This window comes from Halosimplex rarum (assembly GCF_047715405.1).
Lineage (GTDB): Archaea > Halobacteriota > Halobacteria > Halobacteriales > Haloarculaceae > Halosimplex > Halosimplex rarum.
The window spans coordinates 2646987-2660458 of sequence record NZ_CP180412.1 but is presented as its reverse complement, the minus strand read 5'-3'; the positions used below and the strand labels follow the sequence as shown (position 1 = coordinate 2660458).

Below are 13472 nucleotides of genomic sequence, written 5' to 3'. Positions count from 1 at the left end.
GGTTCGAATTCGACGGTTTCGCCCCCACGCGCTAGATGCTCGGCGATTTCGCCCGTACTCGCTTCGCCCTCAGATCAGGTCGAGCGTCCGTAGCGTCCGTTCCAGTTGGACCTCCTGGTCGCGGTCCATCCGCTGGAGCGGCCGCCGCATCGGACCGGGGTCGAAGTCGACCTCGGGGTGCAGGTCCAGCGCCGACTTGACGCCGCCCAGGTACGGTCCGCTGTCGATGGCCTTCCACACGTCGAAGACCGTGCTCTGGAGTTCGCGGGCGCGGCCCTCCTCGCCGCCGACGTAGGACTCGTAGAGCTCGACCGTCAGCTCGGGGAAGACGTTCGAGACGGCGCTGACCAGGCCGGAACAGCCGATCTCCAGCTCCGCGAACAGCAGCGAGTCGAGGCCGGCGAGGTAGGCCAGTTCGGGCTGGCGGTCGATAGCCTGGCCGAGCCACGCGACGTCGCCGCTGGAGTCCTTGACGCCGACGATGCCGTCGATCCGGGCGAGCCGGTCGAGCGTGTCCAGGTCGAGCTTGTTGCCCATCCGCGCCGGGAAGTGGTAGATGTAGACCGGGATGTCCACGGCGTCGGTGACCTCCTCGTAGTGTTCGACGATCGCCTCGCTGTCGATGGGGTAGTAGTAGGGAATGCCGACGACGACCGCGTCCGCGCCGTTGTCCTCGGCGTCGAGCGCGTACGAGACCGTGTTCTTCGTGCTCGGCGCGCTGACGCCGGTGATCACGGGCACCTCGTCGCCGACCTCGTCGACGACCGCACCGATGACCGCCGCGCGCTCGTCGGGCTTGAGCATCGGGAACTCCCCGCTGGTCCCGAGCGGGAAGACGCCGTGGACGCCGCGGTCGACGACGAACCGGGCGTGGGCCGCGGTCGCGTCGAGCGCGAGCTCCTCGTCGCGGTCGAAGGCGGTGATCGTCGGCGGGATGACGCCGCGAATCGAAACGTCACGTGTCGGACCTTGATCCGTCATCTGTCGATCCATCCCGCGGCGGTGAGTATGAAACTACCGCTACAGGTCAGTAATGCGACCCCACGAGCGGACGTGGCCCGGGTCGATCCGGAGCGCCGGTCGTTCGCCGAGCGCGTGGTCCGCGTACTGGTCGTATCCGTCGCGCAGGGCCTCGACGGCCGCGCCGTGGCCCGCGTCCCCGGGCGCCAGCACCGACGCCGTGCCCCGGACCTGTACCCAGCCGAGGCGGTCCCAGTCCTCGACGTAGTGGTCGGCGACCAGCGCGACACGGGCGTTCTCGCGCACGTCGCGGACTCGGCGCAGGCTCTCGGTGGCGCCGTCTTTTGGTTTCTCGTCTATCGGGGTGGCTATCCAGGGCGCGGTCTCGCCGTCGGGGGGAGCGCTCCCGTCCCTCTCGCCGTCGACCAGCGCGAAACAGACTGGGACCGCGTTCGGACGCCCCTCCGCGTCAGCGGTGGCGAGGCGGGCGACCCGTGCGGATTCGAGGTAGCGTCGCTCGGCGTCGGTGAACATACCGAAACCAGGAGGCCGTCAGGAAAGAGCGCTCCGCCGATGGCATCGTTTCGACTCGACCGCCGCTCTACAGGACGCTGTCGGGGTCTGGCAACTCGGCCATTCCGCCGGCGCGGGTGGTCGAGGCGGCGGCGACGGCGTTGCCGCGGTCGAGCGCGGCGGCGAGCGAGCGGTCGCCGGCCGCGAGCGCGTCGACGACGCCCGCGGTGAAGGCGTCGCCCGCGCCCGTCGTGTCCACCGCGTCGACGGCGTACCCCTCGTGAACGGCTTCGTCCGGTCCCCACGGCGCTTCCTCGGACGCTGCGGCGGCCGCGCCGGCCTCGCCGAGCGTCAGAAAGATCGTGTGCGGCCCGAGCTCGTGGAGGCGTGGCGCGACCGCGTCGAGCGTCGACCCGTCGAATCCAGCCGGTTCGAGGTCTTCGTGGGACGTCTTCAGCACGTCGACCGCGGGCAGGAGCCGGCGGACCGCTTCCTCGAAGTCCGCGTCGGTCCACAGCTCCGGCCGGGCGTTCAGGTCGAAGACGACGGTACAGCCGGCGTCGTTCGCCCGCTCGACGAGGTCGTGGACTGCCTCGCGCGAGGGCGAACTCGCCAGGAGGACGCTGCCGACGACGACCCACTCGACGCCGGAGAGAGCCTCGTCGGGTACGCGTCCGGTCTCGAACCGCGTGTCGGCGGTGCCGTCGCGGTAGAAGGTGAACCGGGGCCCCTCCTCGGGGTCGCCGCTGACGAAGGCGAGCGTGGTCTTGGCGTCGGGGTCGCGCTCGACGAAGCGGTCGGGGACGCCGCGGTCGGCGAGCGCGTCGGCGAGGAAGTCGCCGAACGGGTCCGCGCCGACGCGGGTCCAGAACCAGGGCGGGCGGTCGAGCTGCGCGAGGCGAACGGCGACGTTGGCCGGCGCGCCGCCGGGCTGTCGGGCGAACTCGTCGGTGTCGGCGAGCGGCGTCTCGGTCGCGGGGAGGAAGTCCACGAGCGTCTCGCCGGCGACGAGGACGGTCGGGTCCATGGGCCAGCGTACTCGCCACTCAGACAAGAGTCCGCATGGTTCGACCGCGGGGAGGGGGCGGGAACGGACCGTCAGCCTGACTCGCGGACGGAGAGGTACTCTGGCGGGACGCGCTCGGTCGTGTAGGTCGCCCGACCGCGCCGGGTTATCTCGCGGCCGTCGGTGCGCATCGCGTCGGCGTCGACGGTGAGAACGATCGGGTCGTCTGCGTGTCGCTCGCCGACGCGGCGGGCCTCGTCGACGCTGCCGGAGAGGTGGACGAGCTGGCGCGACATCGGTCTCAGTCCCTCGGCGAGGATGGCGTCGCGGTTCCGCGGGGCGGTACCGTGATACAGCGTGTCCGGGACCGGGCCGTCGCCCGACGCCAGGTCCACGTCCACCGAGTGGCCGTAGGCCGCGCGGACGCGGTCGGTGCTGGACGCCGAATCATCACTCGAAGCGCCGCCACCGCCGACCCCGCCACCGGTTCGCTCGAAGCGGCCGTTCGGGTCGGTCGCGACGACGGCGGCGACGCGCTCGCGGTCCGCCCAGTCGTACTGTCGTTCGGCCGCGTCGACGAGGTCGTCGAACGGCGTCCAGCCGGCGTCGTCCAGCGCGAGCCCCGCGTCGTCCGGGAAGTGCCTGAGTGCACCCGACAGAAACTTCGAGAGGCGACGCCGCCGCTCGGCGCCGAGGACTGCGCGCCCCTCGCGCTCGCAGACCGGGCACGCCTCGCCCTCGAAGAAGCCGTGGTCGTCGCAGGCGCGGACGGCTGTCATCGGGAGCCAGTTCGTCGCCGGGTGGGAAAACGCGTTCTCCGTCGCACGGGCAGACCCGTCGCCGTCGCCGGGTATGGCGCCCGATGGCACGCCGCAGTGGCGGTTCGGACCGCACCGTTTTTCCGTCCCATTCCGCTACGTCGATACACAATGGGCTTCGGGAGCTACGACGAATCCGAACAGGAGAACCAGAGCGGTGACGCCGACTACGACGAAGACGACGCCGTCAACGTCCACGAACACGACCACGAGGGCGAGGTGTCGGTCGAGGGTGCGGACTCGGCCGACGAGCTGGTCGACCGCCTGCAGGACATGAAGTAACCCCCGGTCGGTTCGACACTTCGACGCCCGTCGCGGACCGGTGTCCGCGGCCGTCGCGTTCTGCTCAGTGCGCCGGTGCGTACGCGTCCGAGAACGCGTTCAACGCGACCACGCCGGCGACGACGAGCGCCATCCCGGCGACCGCGGCCGCGTCGACGCTTTCTTCGAAGACCACCACGCCCACCAGCGCCGTCGCCACGATCCCGAGGCCCGCCCACGTCGCGTACACGAGCCCGACCGGCAGGTCTTCGAGCGTCAGGCCGAGCAGGTAAAAAGAGCCCACGTACCCCACCACGACGACGGCCGTGGGGGCGAGCTCCGAGAACCCGTCGCTGGCCTTCAGCGCGGTCGTGCCGGTCACCTCGGCGGCGATCGCGAGCGCGAGCGTCAGATACGGTCGCATGCCCGAACGGAGCCCACCTGGGGGCAAACCGCTTGTCGAACCTGCCGCCACTTCCTGTCCGTTCCCGAATAGTTTAGTCGGCGCGCTCCCCACCGCCGGCCATGTCAGACCTGGGAGAGCTGGGGCTGTCGAGCTACGAGGAGAAGGTCTACCGGGCGCTGCTGTCGCTCGGGTCCGCGACGGCACAGGAGGTTTCGGAGGCGAGCGACGTGCCGATGGGGCGCATCTACGACGTGCTCAACGGGCTGGACGCCCGCGACGTCGTCCGCAGTCAGTCGACCGAGCCGACGACGTACGCGGCGGTCGACCCGGAGGAAGCGGTCGAGCGACTGCTGGAGGAGCGCCGGCGGGAACTGTCGGCGCGGACCGACCGCTACGAGGCGATCGCCGCCGAAATCGGGCCCGAACTCGCTGCGACGAAGCCTGCCGAGAGCCGCTTCTGGAGCGCGCCGCTGGGGAGCGAGACCGCGGTCTCGCTGGAACGCGACCTGTTCGCGACCGCAGGTGACTCGATCCGGTCGGCGATGAGCGTCCCCTACGCCGAGGCGCCGTGGGAGCGCTACGAGCCGGAGGTCGACCCGTTCTACGCAGCCCTCGACGACGGGGTCGAGGTGCGGATGCTCGGCCACGCCGCGATGGTCGAGGCCGCGCCGCCCGACGTCGTCGCGGACACCCTCGACGCGCCGCCGAACGTCTCGCTGCGGGTCACGACCGATCTGGAGGTCACCTTCGACGTGGTCGACGGCAACGAAGTCTGCTTTCACGTTCCGCATCCGCTCGACAGCGGCGAACGACTGGGGGTCATCCACGTCCGCGACGCGGCGATGGCCGGTCGCCTGGCGGAAGTGTTCGACCAGGCCTGGGCCGCGGCCGCGCCGCTGTCCGCGGTCGTCGAGGACGAGAGCGAGGGCGCCGTGGTCGACGGCGTCTCCGATCTCGACGGCTGAGTCTCCGGTTCGGACGCCTCGCCGGACCCGGCCGTTTCCGGCACCCGAACGTTGATTGACGTGAGTGGCGCACGTGAACGCATGCCAGATCGGAGCGCGTTCGGCCAGCGGCTCGCCGACGAGGACGAACGGCGGGTCGAGGAGATCCTCGACGAAATGACCGTCGCCGAGAAAGTGGGCCAGATCGTCGGCGTCCCGGCGCTCGCCGACGTCGACGAAGCCAGGGAGGCGGTCACCGACCACCACGTCGGCTCGGTCCACTTCGGCGGGACGCCGCACAACACGCCCGCAGAGAAGGCCGAGTTCGTCAACGAACTCCAGCGGGCGGCCATCGACGCCTCGCGCTTCGACGTCCCGCTGTTCGTGCGCGCCATGGCCGAGCACGGCCACGCCGCCATCTCGCGGAGCACCGTCTTCCCCCAGCAGCTCGGCCTCGGTGCGACGCGGGACCCGGACCTCGCCGAGCGCGCGGCCCGCGCGGCCGCGGTCGAGATGCGCGCGACGGGCGTTCAGTCGACCAGCAGCCCCATCGGCGACGTGGCCCGCGACCAGCGCTGGGGCCGCATCGCCGAGACGTTCGGCGAGAGCCCGCATCTCTGTGCAGCCTTCACCGAGGCGATGGTCCGGGGGTACCAGGACAACGGCCGCGACGACTCCGTCCTCGCGGTGACCAAGCACTTCCCCGCATACAGCGAAGGGGTCCGCGGCGAGGACCAGGCGCCCAACGACATCTCCGAGTACACGCTCCGGCGCGTCCACGTCCCGCCCTACGAGGCCGGGATCGAGGCGGGGACAGCCGGGATCATGCCCTGCTACAACGTGATCGACGGCGAGCCCGTCCACGGCTCGCCCCGATTTCTGCAGGACCTCCTCCGCGAGGACCTGGGGTTCACGGGATTCACGCTGGCGGACTACGCCGGCGCCGAGGACCTCCACGGCGGGCATCGCGCCACCGAATCGCTGGAGGAGTCGCTGTGGCGGGCGATCCGCGCGGGGATCGACCTGCTCCCCTCGGGCGGCGTCGAGTACTGCGAGCACATTCTCGCGCTCGTCGAGGACGGCGAACTGAGCGAGTCGCGGATCGAGGAGAGCGCCAGGCGCGTGCTCCGGGTGAAGTTCGCGCTCGACCTATTCGAGGACCCGTTCGTCGACTCAGACGACGCCGAGACGATGCTCGGCCGACCTGACCACCGCGAACTGGCCCGCGAAGTCGCCAGGGAGTCGATGACGCTCCTCCGGAACGAGGATGATGTCCTCCCGCTCAGTCCCGACCTCGACCAGATGCTCGTCGCCGGCCCGAACGCCGACGACATCGCCGCCCAGCACGGCGGCTGGGGGAGCGTCGAGGACCCGCGACCACTCGGCGACACCGTTCTGGAGGGGATCGAGGCGGCGGTCGCCGACGGGACCGACGTGGTCCACGAACGGGGCGCCGGGATCGACGAGACGCTGGACGTCGATGCCGCTCGCGAGGCTGCGCAGGAATCAGACGCGGCCGTCGTCGTGGTGGGCGAGCCCGACTACGTCCACGAGTTCCGGGCGAGTTCGCAGGAGTTCGGGGCCGAGGAGTTCCCCCACCGCGAGAGCCTGACGCTGCCCGACGCCCAGCGGGAACTGGTCGAGGCGATCCAGGCGACCGGGACGCCGACCGTCGCGGTCCTCGTCACCGGCCGCGTGCTGTCGACGCCGTGGATCGCCGAACACGTCCCCGGCCTGCTCCTCGCGTACCAGCCAGGATCAGAGGGCGGCGCCGTCGCGGACGTGCTGTTCGGTGAGCACAACCCCACCGGCAGGCTCCCGCTCTCGGTCCCGCGCTCGGAGGGGCAGGTACCGGTCCGGTTCAACCACCTCACGCACCCCACCGTCGACCACGAGGCCCACCGCTCCTCCTACGATCCGCTCTTCGAGTACGGCCACGGGCTGAGCTACACCGACTTCGAGTACGAGGACCTGACCGTCTCACCGGCGGAGGTCGGCCCGGACGGAAGCGTCGACGTCGAGGTCACGGTCGCCAACGTCGGTGACCGCGCCGGGACGGAACCCGTCGAGGTGTTCGGTACCGACGTGGTGAGCACCCGGGTCACGCCGGTCCGGGAACTGCGGGCGTTCGACCGCGTCGACCTCGACGCCGGCGAGCGGGCGACGATCCCGTTCTCTCTGGACGTGGCCGACTTCGGCATCGTCGAGAACGACGGAAGCCAAACGGTCGAACCCGGGACCATCGAGATCCGGGTCGGCGACCTTGTCGACTCGTTCGAGGTGGCGCGTCGTCGTCCCTACCGCCGGTGACGCGGGGCGAACGGGCACCGGAGTCACGTGCCCTTCTCGCATCGGCCGTCGCGCTCGTTGCCTTGGCGCGCGTAGACCCACCCAACGCCGGTCCGGACGAGACCGACCGATCCGGCGACTGGTCGAGTGGATCCCGAACGCGCGCTACCCTCACTCGTCCCACGCGTCGCTGGACCACGCGTCTTCGTGGTCTTCGACCGACGACTCACCGGCGCGCGGGAGCACCCGCGACAGGATCACGTACTCCGCCATCGCGAGCGCGAGCGCGACCGCGACTGGGACGACCGCGCTCTCGAAGACGAACAGCAGCGCGAGCACGACGATTCCGGCACCGGAGAGCGCGTACCCCGCCGCACCGGGGTGGAAGCTCCGCGCCAGATTCTCGTGGCCGTCGCGGACGTAGTTCTCGTCGGCACGCCGGATCGTGTACGGGACGGTGTAGAATATCCCGACGCCGGAGAGGGCACCGACGAGCACCCCGACGGCGATCTGTTCGAAGAGGAGGACGGTCACGTACGCGAGCATCCCGAACGTGAGCACGGCGGCGGCCCCGCCGACGAAGCCCGGGGAGATCACGCTCTCGTCCATCGTCGATTCTGCCATGCCCGTGCGATCACTCTCTGTCAATAAAACGATAGGGGACGGCGCCCGCTGTGGTCTCCTCCGGAACGGGTGCCGCTTATCCCGTCCGGAAGGAGTAGTCGAGCGTCTGGGCGGAATGGGTGAGACTCCCCATCGAGATCACGTCGACCCCGGTGGCCGCGTAGTCGGGGACAGTCTCGACGGTGATCCCGCCCGAGGCCTCGGCGAGCACCTCGCGGTCCAGTTCGTCGGCCGCGTCGCGAAGCAGTCCGACCGCGCGCTCGGTCGTCTTGGGGTCCATGTTGTCGAGCAGGACGATGTCCGCCCCCGCTTCGGCGGCTCGCGGCGCGTCTGCGGGCTCCTCGACCTCGACCTCGATCTTCGTCGCGAACGACGCCCGCTCGCGGAACTGCTCGACGGCGGATTCGAGACCCATCTCGGCGACGTGGTTGTCCTTGACCATCACCATGTGCGAGAGGTCCAGGCGGTGCGTGTCCCCGCCTCCGGCGACGACCGCGCGCTTCTCGATACCGCGGAGACCAGGGGTGGTCTTCCGCGTTCCTGCCACCCGCACGCTGTCGCTCTCGGACCGGGCTGCGTCGACTGCCCGCCGTGTCTTCGACGCGATGCCGGACGCGTGGCCGGTGATATTGACGGCGACGCGCTCGCCGCGCAGCACGTCGCGGGCGGGCCCCTCGACTTCGAGGACGGCGTCGCCGGGTTCGATCCGGCCGCCGACGCCCGCGCTGTCGGTGACGGTCACGTCCAGGTACCCGAAGACGGCGCGGGCGGCGTCGAGGCCGGCGACGACGCCCGAGTCTTTCGCGACGAGCCGGCCCGTCGTCTCACCGGGCACCTGGTTGGTCACGTCGTGGTGGCCGACGTCTTCGCGGAGCCACTGCTCGATCTGCGAATCGGGGATCATCTCGGGTCGAACCCTCTCAGTCCGCCCCGGGTTTGGCGGGCGCTTCGACGAGGTTGTGCGTGCCGACGGACTCCTCGTTCTCCGCGGCGGCCCGCGCGACGAGCAGGGCCGTCACCGAGGCGTGGCGGAGTTCGTACAGCGACCGCGAGGTCCGCGTGCGGACGTACGCGTCGACCTCGCCCTTGAGCCGCCGGAGGACCGCCTGCGCGCGGCCGAGGTCGTCCCGATTCCTGCGGAGGCCGACGTACTCGTCCATCACGCGGCGCAGGCGGACGAACTTCTCGCGGGCGAAGTTCTCGGGGAGCGCGGGGTCACGGTCGAGCAGCTCCGGCGCTTCGACGACTTCGGGGTCGTAGTCGGCAGCGTCCTCACCGGCCCGGAGACCCCAGACCAGTCCTTCCAGCAGCGAGGTCGAGGCCAGCCGGTTCGCGCCGTGGACGCCCGTGCGGGAACACTCGCCAACGGCGTAGAGCCGATCGAGCGACGCCCGTCCGCGAGTGTCCACGTCGACGCCGCCGCAGAGGAAGTGCTCGGCGGGCCCGACCGGGATGCCAGATTCCCAGTCGACATCGCGCTCCTCGCACTTGGCGGCCAGGTCGGGGAACTCGCCGGCGAAGTCGAGCGGCGACACGTCCAGCACGACCTCGTCGGTGGCCTCCCGTTCTTTCTGCACCGCGCGGGCGACCACGTCGCGGGGGGCGAGTTCGGCGTCCTCGTGGTAGTCGGGCATGAAGCGCTCGCCCTCCCCGTCCCGGAGGACGGCGCCCTCGCCGCGGACGGCCTCGCTGACGAGGAACGGGCCGTCGTCGGGGTCGGTATCGCTCCCCGGATACACCGTCGGATGGAACTGCACGTACTCCATGTCCTCCACCTCCGCGCCCGCGAGCGCGGCCATCGCGATGCCGTCGCCCGTCGAGCCGTCGGGGTTGGTCGACCGGGGGTACAGATCGCCGATGCCGCCCGTGGCGAGAATCGTCGCACCCGCGAACGTCGGTGTGACCTCGTCCTCGCGTTCGAGCAGCGCGCCGTGGACGCGGCCCTCGTGGCTGACGAGTTCGAGCGCGGCGGTGTCGTCCAGGATCTCCACGCCCTCTCGGTCGTCGAGGTGGTTCAGGAACGGGACGTGGATGTGTTTGCCCGTCGAGGCGTCGACGTGGAGAATTCGGGGTTCGTCGTGGGCGGCCTCGCGGCCGAAGTCGAAGTCGTCGCTTTCCGCCCCGTCCCCGTCACTGGTGTCGAACTCGACGCCGAGTGTGTCGACCAGCACGTCCTGAACGGCACCGTTGGCCTCGTCGACGAGCACGTCGACGGCCTCGGGGTCGGAGGTGTCGGCACTGGCCGCTAGGATGTCCTCTTTGAACTGGCCGGGGTCGTCCCGCGAGACGGCGATGCCGCCCTGTGCCCACCACGAGGAGGCGCCCTCCGGGCGAGTGGCCTTCGTCGCGACGATCACGTCGGCGCCCTCGCGAGCGGCACCGAGCGCCGCCGCAAGGCCCGCGATGCCTGACCCGACCACGAGCACGTCCGTCGCCTGGTAGTCGTCGTAGTCTTCGAGTTCCGTTGTCTCGTCGGCCATATTTAGATCTCCAGCATGCGGTCGAGGGCGACCTGCGCGAGTTCCTTCTCCTCCGGCGCGACCTCGATGACGTTGCGCTCGCGGCCCGCGACGAGCTCTTCGAGCACCCACGTCAGGTAGTTCGGGTCGATCTGGCGCATGGCGTTGCAGTCCATGCAGGCGTCGCCGCACAGCGGCAGCACCTCCACCTCGGGGTGCCAGCGGTCGAGGTGCTTGGCGAGGTGGATCTCGGTGCCGATGGCCCACGCGTCGCCGGGGTCTGCCTCCTCGACGACCTCGCAGATGGTCGACGTCGAACCGACCACGTCGGCCGCTTCCACCACCTCGCGGCGACACTCGGGGTGGACGACGACGTTCGCGTCCGGGCGGCGCTCGCGCAGGTCCTCGATGTGTTCCTCCCGGAAGCGCTCGTGGACCTGGCAGTAGCCGTCCCAGAGCACGATGTCGTTCTCGACGACCTCGTCGGCGTCCTTGTCCTCGGGGTCCCACGGGTCCCACTCCGCGATCTCGTCCTCCATGCCGAGCCGGTAGGCGGTGTTCTCCCCGAGGTGCTTGTCGGGGAGAAAGAGGACTTTGTCGCCCTTCTCGAAGGCGTACTCGAAGGCCTTGTGGGCGTTCGAGGACGTACACACGAGTCCGCCCTGCTCGGCGCAGAAGGCCTTCAGATCCGCGTAGCTGTTCATGTAGGTGATCGGGATGATCTCCTCGTCGGGCGCCGCGCCCGTGATCTCGGCCCACGCGGCGTCGACCTGAAGCGCCTCGGCCATGCCGGCCATCGGGCACGACGCCTCCATGCTCGGGAGGATGACGGACTGGTCGTCGTCGGTGATGATGTCCGCGGACTCGGCCATGAACGTGACGCCGCCGAAGATCACGTAGTCGGCGTCGGCGTTGGCCGCCTCCTTCGAGAGCTGGTAGGAGTCGCCCACGAAGTCGGCGTGTTCGACGATCTCCCGGCGCTGGTAGTTGTGGCCGAGGATCACCACGTCGTCGCCGAGCTCGTCGAGCGCGGCCTCGATGCGCTCGGTGCGTTCGGCCTCGTCTAACTCGCGGTAGGCCGGCGGTAGCTGTTCCAGGTTGTCGTACTTGAAGAGACTGAGGTCAGTCTCGAACTGCGCTGTTTCCATTTCCGGCACGAGTGGTCACTTGGGTTAGGTGAGTCTATAGACCACTGTATTGAAAAAGTTTTGTCTTCAAACGTGCGGACTGGTGACTCAGAAATGGTCTGATGCCATTTCGACCAGATATCGGTTGTGAATGGTGGTATTGATGGATAGGGATGTGTGTTTCCAGGGGTTGCAAAACAGCTGACCGATGGGAACGCAGAACCGTTCAGACGATCTGTTCGCCGTCGTCGTCGTAGACTTCGATGGCGTCGACGGGGCAGGCTCGGGCGGCGAACTTCGCGTCGAGTTCGGCGTCCTCGGGGACTTCGCGGACGAACACGTCCTCTTCGCGCTCCTCGCTGTCGCGGAGGATCGCCTTCCCGGCGTCGCTGTCGCGTTCGAAGCCGTCCCACTCGGCGACGCACTGGAACATCCCGATGCAGGTGTCGCGGTCGTACTCGATGCGCATACCGGGCGTTGGCCGGCGAACGGCATAGGAATGGCGGGACGGCCCCGTGTGTCCGGCGGCCGGTCCTCGCGGGACCGAGAACGGCGGTCAGTCGTCCGCGCCGGCGGTGGACTGGTCGATGTCGCTCCCGACGAACCCGCTCGTGTTCGCGACGCGGGCGATTTTCGGCTGGAACACCCACGCCGTCAGGAGCACGATGGGGATCATCGAGACGGCGACGATCGAGTACCCGAGGTGCAGGTTCGCGAGGAACGGCGCCGAGTACACGAGCGGGTAGACGATGCCGCCGACCGTGCCGATACCGCCGACGACGCCCGCGACGGCCCCTGAGCTGTTGGGGAACATCGCCGGCACCTGCGCGAAGATCGAACCCTCGGCGAAGGCGCAGGCCATCCCGACCACGAAGCCGGCGCCGACCGCCACCAGCACCTGCCCCGAGAGGCCGGCCAGCGTCATGCCGAACATCGAGACGACGACGAAACACAGCGTCACGAACGTCCACTGCTCGCGGTAGCGGCCCGTGAACAGGGGGATGATGTTCTTCTCCTTGCGCGCGAGCACGTCGCTGACGTACCCGCCGATGGGTCGCAGCAGGCCCGCAGCGACCGAGAACGTGGCTGCGAACGTCGAGGCCAGCACGAGGTTGTCCGTGCTGAACCCCTCGCGGTAGTAGGTCGCGAGCCACCCGTTCATCGACAGTTCGAGTCCGAAGGTCATCACGTACGCGAGCGCGAGGACGACCGTCCCGTAGCGCGTCGCCGTGTAGAACCAGCCCTTGAAGCTCGCGTTGTCCGCCGTCGCCTGTCGCTTCTCGTCGCTCTTGGCCGCCTCGCCGAGCGCGTAGTACACGACCGCGAGCAGGATCGAGACGCATCCCGTGTAGAAGAAGGCCGCTCGCCAGTTCGTGTCGAACAGCGGCCCGCTCCAGTTCGATCCGAACACGCGCGGGAGAATGAGCGCACCACCCGCCGCGCCGGCGTTACCGATGCCCGCGTAGATCCCCTCGGCCGTCCCGAGCTGTTCTTCCTCGAACCACTCGGAGACGTGCTGGATGCCGATGACGAACGTGATCCCCGCCGTCGCGACGATGAGCCGCTCGACGAAGAACACGGTGTAGCTCTGTGCGAACGCGCTCGCGATCGAGAACACGCCGACGTACGTGAGCACGATCGCGAACACGGCCGGCGCGCCGAACTTGTCCGAGAGCCAGCCCGTCAGGATGCGGCCGAACGGCGCCAGCCAGATGGCCGCGCTCGCCAGGATCCCGATCTCGGCCAGCGAGAGCCCGAACTCGTCTGCCATCGGCCCCGTGAACGGCGCGAACGAGAACCAGATCAGGAACGAGAAGTTGAACCCGACCGTGGCGAGCACCAGCGTCCGCCACTTGGTCATTCGGATCAGGCCCATGAACCCACCTCCGCGCTGACCGGTTCGAAGTGACGCACGGCCCCCTCTGACCATTTGACCACCATTCTGCCCGGAATATGGATGCTTGAACTCATCCTCTCATATTTCTCGGCGTAGGTCCACCTAATAACGCTAACCGTCTAGGTTGTGGAAGTTATGCGGTAGCGGTTGCATTGTCACCCAGTCTGG

14 protein-coding genes are annotated in these 13472 nt (G+C 69.3%); 3 read left to right on the top strand and 11 right to left on the bottom strand.

Annotated elements, in window-relative coordinates; all coding sequences use genetic code 11:
- Positions 1-69: 69 nt before the first annotated feature.
- The 4 genes from ACMGFH_RS12795 to ACMGFH_RS12780 form a co-directional block, all read right to left on the bottom strand.
- On the bottom strand, positions 70-981 hold the full coding sequence (locus tag ACMGFH_RS12795) for a dihydrodipicolinate synthase family protein (protein WP_415378831.1): 912 nt from the start codon (positions 979-981) through the stop codon (positions 70-72).
- A gap of 39 nt (positions 982-1020) precedes the next feature.
- Positions 1021-1494, bottom strand: coding sequence for a TIGR03668 family PPOX class F420-dependent oxidoreductase (locus ACMGFH_RS12790; RefSeq protein WP_415378830.1), 474 nt, complete (start codon positions 1492-1494; stop codon positions 1021-1023).
- A 67-nt stretch (positions 1495-1561) separates the two neighbouring features.
- Positions 1562-2500, bottom strand: a complete 939-nt coding sequence (locus ACMGFH_RS12785) for a carbohydrate kinase family protein (RefSeq protein WP_415378829.1) — start codon at positions 2498-2500, stop codon at positions 1562-1564.
- Positions 2501-2571: 71 nt separating this feature from the next.
- Entirely contained in the window at positions 2572-3258 is a 687-nt protein-coding gene (locus ACMGFH_RS12780; RefSeq protein ID WP_415378828.1) for an RNA 2'-phosphotransferase, read from the bottom strand.
- Between the two features lie 150 nt (positions 3259-3408).
- Here ACMGFH_RS12780 and ACMGFH_RS12775 point away from each other — a divergent pair, with 150 nt between their 5' ends.
- Positions 3409-3579 carry a DUF5786 family protein gene (locus ACMGFH_RS12775; protein WP_274322675.1) on the top strand — a complete coding sequence of 57 codons (171 nt, stop codon included), beginning with the start codon at positions 3409-3411 and terminating at the stop codon, positions 3577-3579.
- 64 nt (positions 3580-3643) lie between these two features.
- On the opposite strand, the gene ACMGFH_RS12770 is transcribed toward ACMGFH_RS12775, so the two are convergent.
- The gene (locus tag ACMGFH_RS12770) at positions 3644-3982 is read right to left on the bottom strand and encodes a DMT family transporter (protein WP_415378827.1); all 339 of its coding nucleotides are present in this window, start codon (positions 3980-3982) and stop codon (positions 3644-3646) included.
- 101 nt (positions 3983-4083) lie between these two features.
- Between ACMGFH_RS12770 and ACMGFH_RS12765 the strand changes: the two genes are divergently transcribed.
- The gene (locus tag ACMGFH_RS12765; protein ID WP_415378826.1) at positions 4084-4929 is read left to right on the top strand and encodes a TrmB family transcriptional regulator; all 846 of its coding nucleotides are present in this window, start codon (positions 4084-4086) and stop codon (positions 4927-4929) included.
- 81 nt (positions 4930-5010) lie between these two features.
- Positions 5011-7218 carry a glycoside hydrolase family 3 N-terminal domain-containing protein gene (locus ACMGFH_RS12760; protein WP_415378825.1) on the top strand — a complete coding sequence of 736 codons (2208 nt, stop codon included), beginning with the start codon at positions 5011-5013 and terminating at the stop codon, positions 7216-7218.
- Positions 7219-7368: 150 nt separating this feature from the next.
- Here the strand turns inward: ACMGFH_RS12760 and ACMGFH_RS12755 are convergent, their stop codons facing one another.
- From ACMGFH_RS12755 to ACMGFH_RS12730, 6 genes are all read right to left on the bottom strand, one after another.
- Positions 7369-7821, bottom strand: a complete 453-nt coding sequence (locus ACMGFH_RS12755; protein WP_415378824.1) for a hypothetical protein — start codon at positions 7819-7821, stop codon at positions 7369-7371.
- A gap of 76 nt (positions 7822-7897) precedes the next feature.
- Positions 7898-8725, bottom strand: coding sequence for a carboxylating nicotinate-nucleotide diphosphorylase (nadC, locus tag ACMGFH_RS12750; RefSeq protein WP_415378823.1), 828 nt, complete (start codon positions 8723-8725; stop codon positions 7898-7900).
- 16 nt (positions 8726-8741) lie between these two features.
- Positions 8742-10301: an L-aspartate oxidase gene (locus tag ACMGFH_RS12745; protein ID WP_415378822.1), complete on the bottom strand. Its 1560-nt coding sequence runs from the start codon at positions 10299-10301 to the stop codon at positions 8742-8744.
- Between the two features lie 2 nt (positions 10302-10303).
- Positions 10304-11428 carry a quinolinate synthase NadA gene (gene nadA, locus ACMGFH_RS12740; RefSeq protein WP_415378821.1) on the bottom strand — a complete coding sequence of 375 codons (1125 nt, stop codon included), beginning with the start codon at positions 11426-11428 and terminating at the stop codon, positions 10304-10306.
- A 205-nt stretch (positions 11429-11633) separates the two neighbouring features.
- Positions 11634-11876 carry a ferredoxin gene (locus ACMGFH_RS12735; protein WP_415378820.1) on the bottom strand — a complete coding sequence of 81 codons (243 nt, stop codon included), beginning with the start codon at positions 11874-11876 and terminating at the stop codon, positions 11634-11636.
- 87 nt (positions 11877-11963) lie between these two features.
- On the bottom strand, positions 11964-13283 hold the full coding sequence (locus tag ACMGFH_RS12730; protein WP_415378819.1) for an MFS transporter: 1320 nt from the start codon (positions 13281-13283) through the stop codon (positions 11964-11966).
- Positions 13284-13472 lie beyond the last annotated feature (189 nt).